This window comes from Mycobacterium sp. TY814, assembly GCF_030755175.1.
Taxonomy (GTDB): Bacteria; Actinomycetota; Actinomycetes; order Mycobacteriales; family Mycobacteriaceae; genus Mycobacterium.
Genome location: NZ_JAUFRY010000002.1, coordinates 880890 through 897208, shown reverse-complemented (window position 1 = coordinate 897208; position 16319 = coordinate 880890). Strand labels below are relative to the sequence as shown.

At 67.4% G+C, this 16319-nt stretch carries 12 protein-coding genes; 7 read left to right on the top strand and 5 right to left on the bottom strand.

The window, feature by feature from the left end; all coding sequences use genetic code 11:
• Positions 1–23 precede the first annotated feature (23 nt).
• Positions 24–3710 carry a trehalose-phosphatase gene (gene otsB / locus QXH22_RS17625; RefSeq protein WP_306276476.1) on the top strand — a complete coding sequence of 1229 codons (3687 nt, stop codon included), beginning with the start codon at positions 24–26 and terminating at the stop codon, positions 3708–3710.
• Between the two features lie 55 nt (positions 3711–3765).
• Here the strand turns inward: otsB and QXH22_RS17620 are convergent, their stop codons facing one another.
• The 4 genes from QXH22_RS17620 to QXH22_RS17605 all read right to left on the bottom strand — a co-directional run bounded on the left by QXH22_RS17620 (position 3766) and on the right by QXH22_RS17605 (position 8781).
• Positions 3766–4542, bottom strand: a complete 777-nt coding sequence (locus tag QXH22_RS17620) for a universal stress protein (RefSeq protein ID WP_306276475.1) — start codon at positions 4540–4542, stop codon at positions 3766–3768.
• A 25-nt stretch (positions 4543–4567) separates the two neighbouring features.
• Positions 4568–5602, bottom strand: coding sequence for a 1-phosphofructokinase family hexose kinase (locus QXH22_RS17615; protein WP_306276474.1), 1035 nt, complete (start codon positions 5600–5602; stop codon positions 4568–4570).
• Positions 5603–5638: 36 nt separating this feature from the next.
• The gene (locus QXH22_RS17610; RefSeq protein ID WP_306276473.1) at positions 5639–7666 is read right to left on the bottom strand and encodes an erythromycin esterase family protein; all 2028 of its coding nucleotides are present in this window, start codon (positions 7664–7666) and stop codon (positions 5639–5641) included.
• A gap of 137 nt (positions 7667–7803) precedes the next feature.
• Entirely contained in the window at positions 7804–8781 is a 978-nt protein-coding gene (locus QXH22_RS17605) for an NAD(P)H nitroreductase (RefSeq protein ID WP_306276472.1), read from the bottom strand.
• Between the two features lie 229 nt (positions 8782–9010).
• On the opposite strand from QXH22_RS17605, the gene acsA reads away from it, so the two are divergent.
• From acsA to QXH22_RS17580, 5 genes are read left to right on the top strand one after another with little or no spacing between them, the layout of a single operon-like run.
• Positions 9011–10804 (top strand): acetate--CoA ligase, encoded by a 1794-nt coding sequence (gene acsA / locus QXH22_RS17600; protein ID WP_306276471.1) that lies wholly within the window; start codon positions 9011–9013, stop codon positions 10802–10804.
• A complete protein-coding gene (gene pdhA, locus QXH22_RS17595) occupies positions 10801–11775 on the top strand; it encodes a pyruvate dehydrogenase (acetyl-transferring) E1 component subunit alpha (RefSeq protein WP_371934251.1) in 975 nt (324 codons plus the stop codon). Before acsA ends, pdhA begins: the two co-directional genes overlap by 4 nt.
• Complete coding sequence (locus QXH22_RS17590; protein ID WP_306276470.1) at positions 11772–12749, top strand: alpha-ketoacid dehydrogenase subunit beta; 978 nt, start codon at positions 11772–11774, stop codon at positions 12747–12749. The genes pdhA and QXH22_RS17590 overlap by 4 nt, the downstream gene beginning before the upstream one ends.
• Positions 12746–13990, top strand: coding sequence for a dihydrolipoamide acetyltransferase family protein (locus QXH22_RS17585; protein ID WP_306276468.1), 1245 nt, complete (start codon positions 12746–12748; stop codon positions 13988–13990). The genes QXH22_RS17590 and QXH22_RS17585 overlap by 4 nt, the downstream gene beginning before the upstream one ends.
• Before the next feature lie 3 nt (positions 13991–13993).
• Positions 13994–14254, top strand: coding sequence for a phosphopantetheine-binding protein (locus tag QXH22_RS17580; protein ID WP_306239779.1), 261 nt, complete (start codon positions 13994–13996; stop codon positions 14252–14254).
• Here QXH22_RS17580 and QXH22_RS17575 read toward each other — a convergent pair.
• Positions 14230–15660 carry a bifunctional lysylphosphatidylglycerol flippase/synthetase MprF gene (locus tag QXH22_RS17575; RefSeq protein WP_306276467.1) on the bottom strand — a complete coding sequence of 477 codons (1431 nt, stop codon included), beginning with the start codon at positions 15658–15660 and terminating at the stop codon, positions 14230–14232. The genes QXH22_RS17580 and QXH22_RS17575 overlap by 25 nt on opposite strands.
• 188 nt (positions 15661–15848) lie before the next feature.
• On the opposite strand from QXH22_RS17575, the gene QXH22_RS17570 reads away from it, so the two are divergent.
• Complete coding sequence (locus QXH22_RS17570; RefSeq protein ID WP_306276466.1) at positions 15849–16313, top strand: hypothetical protein; 465 nt, start codon at positions 15849–15851, stop codon at positions 16311–16313.
• The last annotated feature ends 6 nt before the right edge of the window (positions 16314–16319 follow it).

Sequence of the window (16319 nt, the reverse complement as noted above, 5' to 3'; positions counted from 1 at the left end):
CGCGCTGTGGCATCGTCACTGACGTGACCGACTGGCCCGCCACCATTGACCGGCGTTTTCACGATGCGGTGATCCTGAACCTCGACGGGGTGCTGTCCGCGGCGGTTTCGGGCGGCTTCCGCGCCTCCGATTCCACGGGGCCGCTGCTGCGCCGGCTGCGCGACGCGGGCATCGGTACGGCGGTCTACTCCACCACCCGGGGCGGTGCGCAGCTGTCCGAGGGTGTCATCGACGACCTCGGCGAGGTCGACGCGATCGAGTTCGCCGATGAACACGACTCCTCGGTGCTGACCCGGACAGCGGCCCGGCTGAAGGTTCGCCCGGACCGGTGCGCGGTGATCGAGCACGATCCGGCGGCCGTCGAAGACGCCTGCGCCGCCGGTTTCAGTCTGGTGATCGGGCTCGACCACGGCGGGGAGGAACTCACCTCCCGCGGAGCCGACGCCGTTATCGCCGACCTCGCCGAAATCTCGGTGCGCAATGCCGACGCGGTGATTTCGGCCATCACCGACGCCCTGCAGGTCTACAGCCAGCTCGAGGAGCTCGTCACCGCTCGCCAACCGGTGATCTTCGTCGACTTCGACGGCACATTGTCCGACATCGTCGGTCAGCCGGAGTCGGCGAAGCTGGTGCCCGGCGCCGCCGCGGCGTTGCGGGCACTGACGCGGCAGTGTCCGGTGGCGGTGATCAGCGGCCGCGACCTTGCCGACCTTCGGGCCCGCGTCGACGTCGAGGGGTTGTGGTTCGCCGGCAGCCACGGCTTCGAACTCGTCGCGCCCGACGGCACGCTGCACCAGAACGGCGAGGCTGCCGGGTCGATCAGCGCATTGGTTCGTGCCGCAACGCATCTGGCAGAGGAGCTCAAAGACATCCCCGGCACGATCGTGGAACGCAAGCGCTATGCGGTGGCGGTGCACTACCGCAACGCCGATCCGCAGGACGTCGACCGGGTGATCGCGGCGGTACGCCGGCTCGGGCGTTCGGTTGGGCTGCACGTCACGACCGGACGCAAGTTGGTCGAGTTGCGGCCGAACGTGTCCTGGGACAAAGGCAAGACGCTGCACTGGGTTCTGGAACGCCTTGCGGATCACCAGGATTCAGCGTCGACCACGACATTGCCGATCTTCATCGGGGACGACATCAGCGACGAAGACGCATTCGACGCGATTCGCTTCGACGGGGTCGGGATCGCGGTGCGCCACCTCGAGGGTGGCGACCGGCCGTCGGCCGCGACGTTCAGCCTCGAAAGTCCGGCTGCCGTCACCGAATTCCTGCACCGGCTGGCCAACGACCTCAGCGAGGAGTCGGAGGCGCCCAACGACGCGTGGGAACTCGTCTACGACCACTACGACCCGGCCGCCGAGCGGCTGCGCGAAACGTTGTGCACCGTGGGCAACGGCTATGTCGCCACCCGCGGCTGCGCCGCCGAGGCCACCGCGTCACAGCACCACTACCCCGGCACCTACGCGACCGGGGTCTACAACATCCTGGAAGACCAGATCGCGGGCCGGACCATCGAGAACGAGAGCCTGGTCAACCTGCCCAACTGGCTGTCCCTGACCCTGCGGATCGACGGCGGACCGTGGTTCGACATCGACCAGGCCGACATCCTCTCCTACCGGCAGGTGTTCGACCTACGCCACGCCACCTTGTCCCGGAAGGTCCGCTTCCAGGATGCCGCCGGCCGGATCACGACCCTGGACCAGCAACGCTTCGCCTCCATGCACGATCCGCACGTGCTGGTGATGAAGGCCACCGTGTATCCGGAAAATTGGTCCGGCACAGTCGAGTTCGAGTCTCTGCTGGACGCCACCGTACGCAACACGATGGTCGATCGCTACAAGCCGTTGTCCAGCGCGCACCTGACCGAGGCAGTGATGCACGACGTCGCGCCGCACGGCGTGGTGCTGCGCACCGAGACATCGCAGTCCCGCATCGCGATCGCACTCGCCGCCCGCAGCACGGTGTGGCAGGGCAGCGATGCGATGAGCCCGGCCGACGCGCAGTACACCATGATTCGCGAGCACAACCGCGGCGGCCAACACATCGAAGTCGCGGTGTCCGCCGGTCAGCCGGTGACGCTGGAAAAGATCGCCACCATCTTCACCGGCCGGGATGCCGCCATCGCCGAGCCGTCCGCGGCCGCGGCGGAAAGCCTCGACGCCGCCGGACGCTACGCCGAACTGCACCGGGCGCACGCGCGCGCGTGGGCGCGGTTGTGGGAGCAGTGCAACGTCGGGCTGTCCGACAGCGACGACGCGCTGCGGGTCTTGCGGCTGCATCAGGTGCATGTGCTGCAGACCATCTCACCGCACACCGCCGAACTCGACGCCGGGGTTCCGGCGCGCGGGCTGCACGGCGAGGCCTACCGCGGGCACGTGTTCTGGGACTCGTTGTTCATCTCTCCGGTGCTGAGCCTGCGCATGTCCAACGTGTCGCGGTCGCTGCTGCTGTACCGGTACCGGCGGTTGCCGCAAGCCCGCCGGGCGGCGCACCGCGCCGGCCATCTCGGCGCCATGTTCCCCTGGCAGTCGGGCAGCGACGGACGCGAAGTCAGCCAGGAAGTGCATCTCAATCCCCAGTCGGGGCGCTGGGTACCCGACGCCAGTGCGCGGGCACACCACGTCGGGCTCGCGGTCGCCTACAACACCTGGCAGAACTACCAGGTCAGCGGTGACCGCCAGTTTCTGGTCGACTACGGCGCCGAGATGCTGGCCGAGATCGCGCGATTCTTCGTGGGCCTGGCCAACTTCGACACCGGCCTCGGCCGCTACACGATCCGCGGCATCATCGGGCCGGACGAGTTCCATTCCGGTTATCCGGGACGGGAATACGACGGGATCGACAACAACGCATACACCAACGTGATGGCGGTCTGGGTCATCCTGCGGGCGATGGAGGCACTGGACCTGCTGCCACTGCGCGACCGCCTCGAACTCGTCGCCAAGCTCGGCCTGACCACTCAGGAGCGGGAGCGCTGGGACCACGTGAGCCGGCGCATGTTCGTGCCGTTCCACGACGGCGTCATCAGCCAGTTCGAAGGTTATGCCGAACTGGCCGAACTGGATTGGGAGGGATATCGGCAGCGGTACGACAACATCCAGCGACTCGACCGCATCCTGGAAGCCGAGAACGACAGCGTCAACAACTACAAGGCGTCCAAGCAGGCCGACGCGCTGATGTTGTTCTACCTGCTGTCGTCAGAAGAGTTGCTCGGCCTGTTCGGCCGGCTCGGCTACCACTTCGCGCCCGAGCAGATCCCCCGAACGGTCGACTACTACCTTGCCCGTACCTCCGACGGTTCGACGTTGAGCGCCGTCGTGCACTCCTGGGTGCTGGCGCGCGCCAACCGCGCCAACGCTCTGGAGTACTTCCAGCAGGTGCTCGATTCCGATGTCACCGACATCCAGGGCGGAACCACCGCGGAAGGCATCCACCTGGCGGCGATGGCGGGCAGCATCGATCTGCTGCAGCGCTGCTTCACCGGGCTGGAAACGCGCGACGACCGGCTGATCCTCAGCCCGCAGTGGCCGGAAGGGCTTGGGCCGATCGAGTTTCCGTTCGGGTACCGCGGTCACCGCCTGCATCTGCAGATCAGCGGGCGCAGCGCGACCCTGACCGCGGAATCCGGCGGAGCGGGACCCATCGACGTCGAGTGCCGGGGCCGGATTCACCGGCTGCTGCCCGGCAGCACGATCCAAGTCGGATAGATCGCCACGGGCCGCGGCCGCCACGGGTCGCGGAAGAGGATTCAGGCGCGCTGTGTCAGTGCCGGACCAGCAGCACCGAGCAATCCGGATACCCGAGAATCGGATGGCAGTTCGGGGTCTCCAGTCCGGGCAGCCCGGCCGCCTCGGACTCCCCGACGACGGCCAGATCGATTGCGCGACTGTGGTTCTCGACGGACCTGGCGCCGGTGCCGGAGGCCACGATCTGGACGGGCACGTCGGGATAGCGGCGAACCCAGCTGTCCAGGCGGCGGTCGATCTGGCGCACGATCGCGTGCCGGCGTCGGCCTTCCTCCATGGCCAGGCGGACCACTTCGTCGTTGTCGGGGTCGTCGTTGAGGACGACCGCGATCACGCCCACCTGGGTGGGCGTGCCGTCGGGGTTGGTGCGGATGACCGCGACCGGGCAGTGCGCATGGGTGACGAGCGCGGCGGCCGTGGGGCCCAGCAGGCCGTCGGCGGCCCATCCGCGCCGCGACGTACCCACGCATACCAGGGCCGCGTCGTGTGAGGTGTTGATCAGGGCCTGCGCCGGGTCACCGGAGAGGATGGCGGTTTCGATCTCGACCGGCTTCTCTTGGGCCCGCGCCTCGCTGAGGACCGCGCTTTCCGCCTGCGACAGCACCATTTCGGCGCGTTCGAGATCCCATTCGGACGCCGCACCCGCGTCCTTGCCGGAACCCGTGATCACGTAGGCCAGGCGAAGCGGCATCTGGCGGCTCAGCGCCTCGTCGATCGCCCATTTGGCGGCGTTGACCGCGGCTTGGGAGCCGTTGACACCCACCACCACCGACTTCGCGTCCAGCTGGTTCATGTCAGCTCCTGACTTTCGCTCACCATCAATCTATGGCGCGGTCAGCCGTTTCTGCAGGGGTCGTAGGGCCTGAGTTTGCAATGCCCTTCGTCCCGTCGCCCACCTCGTCAGGCTCGGCGGTCAACTCGAAAAGCCGGTCCACGTCCGAGCGCTCGCATACCGCGGTGCCGGGCGTCAACAACATCGCCGCACCCGCGGCGATCCCCAATCGCACGGATTTGGCGAGTGGCCACCCGCGGGTCAGGCCGACCGCAATGGCCGCGACCATCGCATCACCGGCACCCACGCCGCTGCCGCCTTCCATCGGGACCGCGGCAAAGCGCTGACAGCTGTGCCGGGTCGCCAGCAGTGCACCCGCCGAACCCAGCGACACCACCACCACCTCCGCGCGTCCGCTGTCCACGAGTTCGCGTGCGGCGCCGATCTGTTCTGCCTCGGTGGCCAGCTCGCGTCCCACACATTCGCGCAACTCCCGCACGCTCGCCTTGAGCAGGTAGATCCCTGACGAGACGCCCCGCAGCCCGCCACCGGAGGTGTCGAGGATGAGGCGGGCGCCCACGTCGCGCGCGACGTCGGCCACCCGCTGATAAAAGTCGGCGGGCACACCCGGCGGCAGGCTGCCACTGGCCACCACGAAGTCCGCGGAGCGTGCGGCCATCCGCAGCTCCTGCAGGCATCGGTCCTGTTCGGCCTGGGTCAGCACCGGCCCGGGCAGGACGAACCGGAACTGCCGTCCGGTGCTGGTCTCGTTGACGGTGAAGCTTTCCCGGGTGGCACCGGCGATCGGGATTTCACCGAAGGGCACACCCGCATCGCTGAGCAACCTGGTCAGCAGGCCCCCATGCGACCCGCCCGACGGCAACACCGCGAACGCCGAACCACCGAGCACGTGGGCTATCCGCGCCACGTTCACCCCGCCGCCGCCCGGGTCGTAACGCGTTGCGCTGCAACGCAATTTACTGGTAGGTTGCACCACCTCCACGCTGGTGGTGATGTCGAGCGCGGGATTCATCGTCAAGGTGACGATCCGCGGTAGCCCCGGTGTGAAACCGGCGTGCATCCTCAACTCCGCTCGTCAGGGTGGACTGTGGTGGGGCTAGAGACCACTGGGATAGGTCTCCGGCGTCTCGCCGGCGATCCATACGCTTGTCGTCTCGAGCGGCTCCAGCGCATGGGTCGTGTCGATGTGAATCATCGCATCGAATTGATCGCCGGGCCGGACGTGGAAGTAATGGCTCTGCCGTTCGGTCGCGGGCTGATAGATGACACCGATCGCGCGGCCCAGCCGGACGGCCGACAACGGTTCGGCTGCCTTCTCGTTGATCCGCGCCGACACCAGGAACGCGTCCTTGCCGGTCTGGTGGAACAGCTCTTCGACGCTGCCGGGCAGCGCCGGCCGGACCACCTTGCGTTCGGCGATGCCGCCCCATTCGCTGGCCGCGGTGACCGTGCCCGTGTAGGTGCTCAGGCCGATCAGGCGCGCCTCGCTGTGGTAGCGCTGCCGGGCCAGCTGCCCGAGGGTGAGCTGGCCATCGGCCCACACCTCCGTGGCGGTCGCGTCACCGACATGGGAGTTGTGCGCCCACACCACAATTCGTGCCGGCGGGCCGTCGTGGCGGTCCAGGTGCTGCAGCAGCGCTTCCAGGGTCTGCGCCATGTGCTTGTCGCGCAGATTCCAGGAGGACACCCGGCCGCTGAACATCGAACGGTAGTAGACCTCCGCGTCGCGGACCGTCTGCGCGTTCTGCTGGGCATAGAACAGCTCGTCTTCGGCGAGCAGGCCATCGGCGCGCAAATAGTCCAGCGCGTTGCGGTGCAGCTCCACCAACTGCTCGATCGCCTGGTGCTCGCATTTCGGGCCGGCACCGAATGCCGCCTTGTAACCGTATGCCTGCCCGTCGTCACCGGCGGGGTGGTCGAAGCACGCGTACCGGACCCGTGCGCGGGCCGCCGCCGCGGGATCGACCGTGTCGAGGTAGGTGATCACCTCGTGCATCGACCGGTGCAGGCTGTAGAGATCCAGACCGTAGAACCCGGCCTGCCGCTGCGCGCCCCTGTTGTGCTCGCGCAGCCAGTCGGCGAAGTCGCGAACGACGGTGTTGCGCCACATCCACCCCGGGAAGCGCTCGAAACCGCTGAGCGCCTGCTCGGCCGTCGTGTCTTTGCCCAGGCCGCGCACGTAACGGTTCACCCGGTAGGCGTCGGGCCAATCCGCCTCGGCCGCAACGGCACAGAAGCCCTTCTCCTCGATCAGCCACTTCGTGATCTCCGAGCGCGCCTCGTAGAACTCGTGGGTGCCGTGGGAGCTCTCACCGATCAGGACGATCCGTGCGTCACCGACGATCGCGTCGAGAACGTCGCGCGGCGGAATGCCCTGCGGCGCATCGATGGCCACGTCAGCGATCAGCTCGGCCGCCGTCGGGACGACGGGTTTGACCAGGGCCAGCCCCGTGGTGGGCTTGGCCAGCAGTTCGCGCACCTCTTCGTCGCTGACCTGGCGGAAGTCCCAGAATGACTCTCCGACAGCGAGGAAAGGCGTGGGCATCGAGGCGCAGACCACTTCGTCGACCAGACTGGCGAATTCCCGGCAGGTCGATTCCGGGGCGGCGGGCACCGCAATCACGATGTGGGCCGGCTCGGCGTCGCGCAACGCCTGAACGGCCGCGAACATGCTTGCGCCGGTGGCCAACCCGTCGTCGACGAGGATCACCGTCCGGCCGGCCACCTCTACCGGCGGGCGACCGCCACGATAGGCGGCCTCGCGGCGGACCAGTTCGCGGCCCTCCCGCTCGACGATGTCGCGCAGCTGCGCGGAGGTGATCCGCAGTCCCCGCAGCACGTCGTCGTTCACCACGACACGACCGCCACTGGCCAGGGCGCCGATGGCGAATTCCTCGTGCCCCGGGGCGCCGAGCTTGCGCACGATGAACGCGTCCAGCGGGGCGTGCAGCGCCGCCGCCACCTCCCACGCCACGGGCAGACCGCCGCGTGCCAGGCCCAGCACGATCACGTTCGGGTTGTCGCGGTAGTCGCCCAACAGGTTGGCCAGCACCTGGCCGGCTTCACGGCGGTCCCGGAACACCCGCCGCGGTGCGGGCCGCGAGGCCTCGGCTGCACTGGTCATGACGTACTCCTCTGATACTCAGATCACCCTGCGAGGCACACATTCCTCGATGGCAATGCTTCATTCGACCAATCCCCCGGCACCGTCGGTAGGGACCGAAGTCCCGGCCTGAGGTGTACAGAAGCCATTTGTCCGGCTCAGCCGACGACCTCGAGCACCTCACCCAGGGGGCGCCGCGGGGTCGCCGCGGGTATCGGACCCGATGGTGCGATGCCGACTCGAATCAGAACCTGCGGAACGGACGCGCGACCGCCGGTGAGCTCGCGCAGGATGGCACGACCGGGCTCCAGCTCCGTCGCGTGCGTGATCGGGCAGGTAGCCAGTCCGGCCATGGTGCATTCCAGGAGGACGGCGGAGAGCGCCTCCCCGCAGCTGAGCGCATCGGCGCGGGTGTTCGCAGGCGTCCACAGCAGCACAATCTTGGCCTGATCGTGTCTGACGGCGTGCTCGGTGTCGCCTTCGGTGGGGAACTCCCGGTTCACACCGACGCCCCGGGCTTCGGCGCCTGACACCAGAGCAGCCTGCGGGATACCCTCATTTTCTCTGGAAGGCGCTGTCCACCAACTTAATTCGTGGTGGTAGCTGTCGTCGTAGCGGCGCAGCGCCTCGCTGAGCCGAGTGGCCTCCGCCAGCCGCGGGCGCGCGTCATCGCCCAACACCTCCAGCCCCACTAGATCCTGGTTGACACAGTTGCGCAACAGCGGCTGCAGCGACGGCCAATCATTGGGAGCACGGAACGGGCGCCGGTCGGTGCGGCGAACCGTGATGGCGTCCGCGCGGTCGCGCCGGGCCCGCCCGACATATGCCATCGGCGTGAAGTCGGCCGAAACCAGGTGATCGAGGTTGTTCGGGTTGGGGAACGCGTCGACGTGGGTCTCCCATCCGACGGCGGCCATCGCGACGCGGAGGTGGTCGAGGGCGGCGCCACAGCTCAGGACGGCCTCCCGGCCCGACCCGTCGGTGGAGGTCACGATGCGTTCCCGGTCGACGAACAGGTCGACGCCGGCACCCTGGACCACCCACCGCCACGGCTGGGTGTTGTGCAGCGAAGGAGCGTGGCATGCCAATTCCAGGGCGTTCGTGATCACCGCGGTCTCGACCAGCGTTCGGGTCATCGCACCCACCTTTCTGCTTTGAGTACGAGGTCCTGCTCCGCGTCCTGCTCCTTGTACGACCCTGCGCCACCAGACAGTCCGATGCCAGGGTCCTTGGTCACCATCGTCGCGTCACAGGACACCGGTAAGCGACGTCCGGCCGGGGTGATCGGTGACCTTGTTCCCTATTGCGCCCGGGGTTGGCGCAACAGGCTTGAGGAGCCAACACCCTGGGGATGAGGACCCGCACATGGATGTGATTCACAAGACCCCCCGCGACTACCGCGTCCAGCCCAATCTCGCCGACTACGACCAGGCCCGGGCGAACTTCCACTGGACCGATGTGCCGAAACTGTGCGAGGGAATGGGCGAAGGGAAATGCAACATCGCCTATGCCGCCGTCGACCGGCACGCGAGCGGACCCGCCGGCGCCCGCACCGCACTTCGCTTCCTCACCGAGGATGCGGCGCACGACCTGACCTATGCCGAGTTGAGTGACCGGGTGACCCGGTTCACCGGTGTGCTGCGCGCTCTGGGCATCGGCAAGGGCGACCGGGTCTTCGCCATCATGGGCCGCATCCCCGAGCTGTACATCACGATGCTGGGCGCGCTGCGAAACGGCAGCGTGGTCTCACCGCTGTTCTCCGCCTTCGGGCCCGAACCGATCGCCACCCGCGTGGACATCGGGCAGGCCACCGTGCTGGTGACCACCAAGGCGATCTATCAGCGCAAGATCGCCAAGATCCACAGCCGGCTGACCTCGGTGCGACACGTCATCGTGGTGGACGACGGCACGCACGGGGAGCCGCCCTCGGGAACGCTGGACTTCTGGCACTGCATGAACGCCGCCGACGCCAACGCCCCCGTCGAGCCGACGACGGCCGACGACCCGGCTCTGCTGCACTTCACCAGCGGGACCACGGGCACACCCAAAGGCGCGATCCACGTCCACGGCGCCGTCACCATGCACTACGTCACGGGGTTGTACGCGCTCGATCTCCACCCCGATGACATCTATTGGTGCACTGCGGATCCCGGCTGGGTCACCGGAACGTCCTACGGGATCATCAGCCCGCTGTTGCACGGGGTGACGTCCATCATCGACCAGGCCGAATTCGACGCCGAGCGCTGGTACCGGATCCTGCAGGACGAACGGGTTTCGGTCTGGTACACCGCGCCGACCGGTATCAGGATGCTGATCAAGGCCGGTCCGGAACTGCCGGCCCGCTTCAGTTTTCCGCACCTGCGGTTCATCGCCAGTGTGGGCGAACCGCTCAACCCTGAAGCCGTGTGGTGGGGAAAACAGGTGCTGGGCTTGCCGATTCACGACAATTGGTGGCAGACCGAGACGGGCGGCATCATGATCGCCAACACGCCCGCGTTCGACATCAAGCCGGGGTCGATGGGCCGGCCGCTGCCCGGGGTCGAGGCCTGCATCGTGCGCGACAACGACGACGCTAGCGACGAAGGCGCCGTCACCGTGATTGCTGAACCGGATGTCGAAGGCGAACTGGCCCTCACACCAGGGTGGCCGTCGATGTTCCGCGGCTATCTGCACGCCGACGAGAGATACCGAAAGTGCTTCAGCAACGGGCTTTATCTCACCGGCGACCTGGCCAAGCGGGACGCCGACGGCTACTTCTGGTTCGTCGGCCGCAAAGACGACGTGATCAAGTCGGCCGGGCACCTGATCGGCCCGTTCGAGGTGGAAAGCGCACTGACCGACCATCCGGCGGTGGCCGAGGCCGCCGTCATCGGCAAACCGGACCCGACGGTCGGCTCGGTCATCAAAGCCTTCGTCACCCTCAAGGACGGCTACCAGGCCAGCGAGGAGCTCCGGTTGCAGCTGCTCGGTCATGCCCGCAAGCGTCTCGGACCTGCCGTGGCGCCCAAAGAGATCGAGTTCGCCGACTCGCTGCCGCACACCAGCAGCGGCAAGATCCTGCGGCGCTTGCTCAAGGCCCGCGAACTCGGGCTGCCCGAAGGCGACACCTCCACGATCGAACAACCGCAGCACCACCAACCTCAAGGAGCGTCGTTGTGACAGAGAAGGACCTGACGCATTCGCTGCTGTCGGACATGATCCGGGTACGCCGCATGGAAGAGAAATGCGCGGAGCTCTACAGCGCGGCCAAGATTCGCGGCTTCCTGCACCTCTACGTCGGTGAGGAAGCCGTGGCGGCGGGCTCGCTGCGGGCGTTGACCGACGACGACGCGGTGGTGGCGACCTATCGTGAGCATGCGCATGCACTGCTGCGCGGCATCCCGATGACCAGGATCATGGCCGAGATGTTCGGCAAGCAGGAAGGCTGCTCCCGCGGTCGCGGCGGGTCCATGCACCTGTTCGACGCATCCCGGCACTTCTACGGCGGCAACGCGATCGTCGCCGGCGGGCTGCCGCTGGCGGTGGGCATCGCGCTGGCCGACGCCATGCTGAAACGCAACCGCGTGACCGCGTGCTATTTCGGTGACGGAGCGGTGGCCGAGGGCGCCTTCCACGAGTCGTTGAACATGGCCGTGTTGTGGAACCTGCCGGTGCTGTTCCTGTGTGAGAACAACCTTTACGCGATGGGGACCGCGCTGGATCGCGCGCAGTCCCAGACCGACCTCACCGCCAAGGCGGCGGCCTACCGCGTCGATGCGCTGGCGGTGGACGGGATGGACGTCGAGGCATGCTACGAGGCCACCCGCAAAGGCGTGGACCACGTGCGCAGCACCGGTGGGCCGTTTTTCATCGAGTTCCGCACCTACCGGTTCCGCGCCCACTCGATGTTCGACCCGGAGTTGTACCGGGACAAGGTCGAAGTGGAGCAGTGGCGCGACAAGGACCCCATCGACATGTTCGTCAAGCGACGGCGACGCGACGGCCTGATCACCGATTCCGACGTGGCTGACATCGAAGCGGCGGCCGCCGCCGAGATCGCCGACGCGGTGGCCTACGCCGATGCCGGAACCCGGGAAGACGTGGCCGATCTGGCCCGCGACGTGCTCACCCCAGTGGAGGCGGCGCGATGAAGACGACCTACCGCACCGCCGTTCACGACGCGATCCGCGACGCGTTGCGCGACGACTCCCGCGTGGTCCTGATGGGTGAGGACGTGGGACGCTACGGCGGGACCTACGCCGCATCCAAAGGGTTGCTGGAGGAATTCGGTGAGGACCGGGTGCGTGACACCCCGCTCTCCGAACTCGGTTTCGTCGGCATCGGTATCGGCGCCGCCCTCAACGGATTACGCCCCATCGTCGAAGTCATGACCGTGAACTTCAGCCTGCTGGCGCTCGATCAGATCGTCAATACCGCTGCGGCACTTCGTCATATGTCCGGCGGCCAGTTCTCGGTACCGATCGTGGTGCGGATGGCCACCGGGGCCGGGCGGCAACTCGCCGCGCAGCATTCGCACAGCCTGGAACCGTGGTATGCCCACATTCCGGGCATCAAGGTGCTGGCACCGGCGACCGTCGAGGACGCCTACGGCATGCTGGGACCGGCCCTGGCCGACCCGGATCCGGTGGTCATCTTCGAGCACGTCCAGCTCTACAACACCTCCACCGACATCGACACGCTGGAGCCCACGGACATCACCCGGGCGGCAGTACGCCGGGAGGGCAGCGACGTCACTCTGATCGCCTACGGCGGCTGCGTGGGCAAGGCACTGGACGCGGCGAACGAGCTGTCCCTGGCCGGAATCGACTGCGAGGTGGTGGATCTGCGGGTGCTGCGGCCGCTGGACACCGAAACGATCCTGGAGTCGGTCCGTAAGACTCACCGCGCCGTCGCGATCGACGAGGCTTGGCGCAGCGGCAGTTTGGCGGCCGAGGTCTCCGCACAGATCATGGAGGGGGCGTTCTACGATCTGGACGCGCCGGTCGGCCGGGTCTGCAGCGAAGAGGTACCCATCCCGTACGCGAAACACCTTGAGGAAGCAGCACTTCCGCAGCCACACAAGATCGTCGCCGCCGTGCATGACCTGTTCGGAGATCGCTCATGATCGAGTTCAGGATGCCCGCGCTGGGCTCCGACATGGACGAAGGCACGCTCAACGAGTGGCTGGTCAAGCCCGGTGACAAGGTGACCCGCGGCCAGGTCGTCGCCGTCATCGAAACCACGAAGGCCGCGGTGGAGATCGAGTGCTGGCAGGAGGGCACCATCGACGAGCTGGTGGTCCCGGTCGGCGACACCGTGGAAGTGGGAACGGTGTTGGCCACGCTGGTGGAGGCGGGCGAGACTCCCGCGGCTCCCGTCAAGAAGGCACCGAAGAAGGCGGCTCCCAAACGCGCCCCGAAAGCGCCGCGCAAAGCCCCCCAGCCGGCCGCCGCAGCGCCGGCGCCGCCCACCGGCCCGGCTCCGGCACGGCCCAGCGGCCCGCAACACCGCCGCTGGGTCTCCCCCGCCGCGCGGCGGCTGGCGGCGAACCTGAGCGTCGACCTCGACGCGGTTAGCGGTACCGGTCCGGGAGGTGCGGTGACGATCATCGACGTCGAGCACGCCGCCGCCACCCGGCAACCGGTCAAGAAACCCGCACCGAAGCCCGCGGGCGAACGCATGTCGATGGCCGAGCGCGGCGCCGCCATGCGCCAGTCGATCGCGGCCGCCATGAGCCGGTCCAAGCGCGAGATTCCGCACTACTACCTGGCCGACGAGATCCTGATGGACACCGCGTTGACGTGGCTCACGGCACGAAATGCGCAGCGGCCCATCACCGAACGGGTACTGCCGGCCGTCCTGCAACTCAAGGCGGTCGCCCTGGCCGCACAGCGTTTCCAGGAGTTCAGCGGTTTCTGGCGCGATAGCGGCTACCAACCGGCCCCCGCCGTCCATGTCGGTGTCGCCATCTCGTTGCGCGGCGGAGGTCTGGTCGCACCCGCCATTCACGACGTCGCCGAGAAGAAACTCGACGAGTTGATGAACGACCTCACCGATCTGGTGGCGCGGGCGCGCGCCGGCTCACTGCGCAGCTCGGAGATGTCCGACCCCACGATCACCGTCACCAACCTGGGCGACCAGGGCGTCGACACCGTGTTCGGCGTGATTTACCCGCCGCAGGTCGCCCTGGTGGGCTTCGGCAAGACCACCCAGCGCGTCTGCGTCATCGACGGCGGAATCCGGGTCGTCAACGCCGTGCAGGGCACCCTGGCCGCCGATCACCGCGCCAGCGACGGGCATCGCGGTGCCCTGTTCCTGGCCGCCGTCAACGAACTACTGCAACAGCCCGACGTATTGGAGAAGTGAAGAATGACAACACAAGAAGACACTCGTGGCATTGTCCTGTCCGTGTTGACGACGATTGCACCGGAAGTCGACGCGGACGACATCACCGACGACGACCTGCTACGCGACCAGGTCGACCTCGACTCGATGGACTGGCTCAACTTCCTGCTGGGCATCCACAAAAGATTCAACGTCGACATCCCCGAGTCCGAGTACGCGTCGCTGCGCACCCTGTCCGACGTGGTCGGCTACGTCGAGAGTCACGCGCCGGCGTCAACACGGTGATGCGTCGGCCGTAACCGGCGGCGCCTGGGGGCGAATTCCAGCGACAACAGCACCACCAGCGCACTCGGAATATGGTGGGTGCACAACACCACGTACCGGCGTTCACTGAGCGCGTGGAACTTTCGCAGATAACGGTAGAGCGATTCCAGGGAGATGAACGGGTCCAGCAGGTGGATCAGCCGGTAGGCGATGCGCTGCAGTATTCCGGGGTGGGCGGCGTCGAACACTTCCGGAAAGGCCGCGAAGGCCAGCGAAAGGCGCCGTGCATGAACGCTTTTCGCGGCGGCGATCATGTCGACGGTGAGCCGCTCGTCGATGCCGTTGGGGGCGTCGGGCCGACGGTACGGCGCATCGAGGGTGATTTCGGACCCCGCTCCGGCGCTGGCGTAACGGTGAAAGGCGACCGCGCGCCCGGCACTGTCGCGGGCGATGGCCAATGCGACGCCAGGGCAACGACCTTGCAGCGCTCCGTCGAGGTTCATGCAGAACCCGCGCTCGGTGCGCACCCCGCCGTGTGATGCATAGAGCACCTCACTCAGTTCGGAAACCAGGCGCGCGTCCAGATCTCGCTCGTCGATGATCTCCGTGGTGACACCACGATTGCGGGTGCGCTGCACGGCCTGGCGCAGATTGCGGTAGCGGCGGCCGGTCAGAGTGAAGTGCTCGACGTCGACCACCACATCGCGCCCGATCGGGACCGCCAGCATCGCCTGCCCGATCAGCTCCCTGGTCCACAGACCGAGGTAGCGCTGCGCGCCCGCCAGGACGACGACCCGCCAGCCCCGCGATCGGCACATGACGGCGAAATCGATTGCCAGCCGCTCGAATTGCGTTTTGTCGCCGATCGGATCGCCGCTGACGACGGCGAATCCCAGCCGCGTCCGGTACGCGATCGCGGCGGTGCCGGTGGCATTGAAGTAGTAGCTCTTGAGCGAGTGCATGGCGAAGGGTGCCAGCGGGTCTGCTTCGGTGGCATCGACAAGCTCCCACACCCGCTGCAGCAACTCCGGTTGCGGCTCGGCCGAAGTGGGCCACATCAGCACCAGCCCACTGGCGGCGACCAGCACGTTGCCCCACCCGCCGAAGGCCAGGAAGTGAGCGAATAGGCCCGCCGAGAGCAGCGCCGCCGAGCCGACCGTGTGCCGCGGGGTGACCGGTCGCCCCAGGAACACCCCGCGCGCGATGAGCACCACGGCCGCCAGCAGGGCGACCGACCACCCGAACCGGCCCTCGGCATACCAGTTCGCGGCCGGGCGTTCATGCATGGTCACCACGATCAACCAACCCGCAACGCAGACCAGCAGCAGCGAACTCGCCAGCCGGGCCGAGCGGCGGTCGGTGCGCAGGATGATGCGTTCGGACGCGAGCGCGGCGGTGGCGCGGTGCGGGCGCTGACTGACTTTCATGCCGGACTCCTTGTCATGGCAAACGGTATCTGCCCAGGTGGTCCGGGTCGTGAGGCTTTAGTCCCCAAACCGGTTGCCGGCGACCAATGTCCGTTCGGTTCGGGACTTCGGTCCCTCCCGTACGGCCGCTCCCGGTGCTCAGATGGTGGTATGGGGAGACGAGTGTCTCCCTTTCGGGAGGTATTGAAATGAGCACCACACCACTGCAGCCCCGCACGCGTGACTTCGCCCGCGTACTCGGCCCTTACTTCGCCATCATCGGCATCACGACGGTCTCGCGCGGATCCGAAATGCGCGCTCTGCTCACCGGTTTCGAGTCCAGTCCGGTCTGGTTCTGGGTCACCGGTGCGCTGGTACTCCTTGTCGGACTGACGATCGTGGGGCTGCACCCCTACTGGCGGGGCGCGGCGGCGATCATAGTTTCGGTGATGGGCTGGGCCATCACGCTTCGCGGAACGATGTTGCTCGCTTTCCCGAAGGCGTTCATGGCCGCCGCCAACGCCACGATCGGTATGGACGGCATGTGGATCACGGCCAGCATCCTGCTCGCGGTGGCCGGGTTGTACCTGACCTACGTCGGCTGGCGTCCCACGCCGGCCGCACCCGAGCCGAAAACCGAAGCGGCGCCACGGGATCTGCCGCGCGCGGCGTGACGGGGT

Coding starts and splice junctions, on each gene's coding strand:
- QXH22_RS17585 (WP_306276468.1), top strand. CDS start 12,746: ATGATCGAGTTCAGGATGCCCGCGCTGGGCTCCGACATGGACGAAGGC.
- acsA (WP_306276471.1), top strand. CDS start 9,011: ATGGATGTGATTCACAAGACCCCCCGCGACTACCGCGTCCAGCCCAAT.
- QXH22_RS17605 (WP_306276472.1), bottom strand. CDS start 8,781: ATGACCCGAACGCTGGTCGAGACCGCGGTGATCACGAACGCCCTGGAA.
- QXH22_RS17620 (WP_306276475.1), bottom strand. CDS start 4,542: ATGAACCAGCTGGACGCGAAGTCGGTGGTGGTGGGTGTCAACGGCTCC.
- QXH22_RS17580 (WP_306239779.1), top strand. CDS start 13,994: ATGACAACACAAGAAGACACTCGTGGCATTGTCCTGTCCGTGTTGACG.
- QXH22_RS17570 (WP_306276466.1), top strand. CDS start 15,849: ATGAGCACCACACCACTGCAGCCCCGCACGCGTGACTTCGCCCGCGTA.
- QXH22_RS17590 (WP_306276470.1), top strand. CDS start 11,772: ATGAAGACGACCTACCGCACCGCCGTTCACGACGCGATCCGCGACGCG.
- QXH22_RS17615 (WP_306276474.1), bottom strand. CDS start 5,602: ATGCACGCCGGTTTCACACCGGGGCTACCGCGGATCGTCACCTTGACG.
- QXH22_RS17575 (WP_306276467.1), bottom strand. CDS start 15,660: ATGAAAGTCAGTCAGCGCCCGCACCGCGCCACCGCCGCGCTCGCGTCC.
- QXH22_RS17610 (WP_306276473.1), bottom strand. CDS start 7,666: ATGACCAGTGCAGCCGAGGCCTCGCGGCCCGCACCGCGGCGGGTGTTC.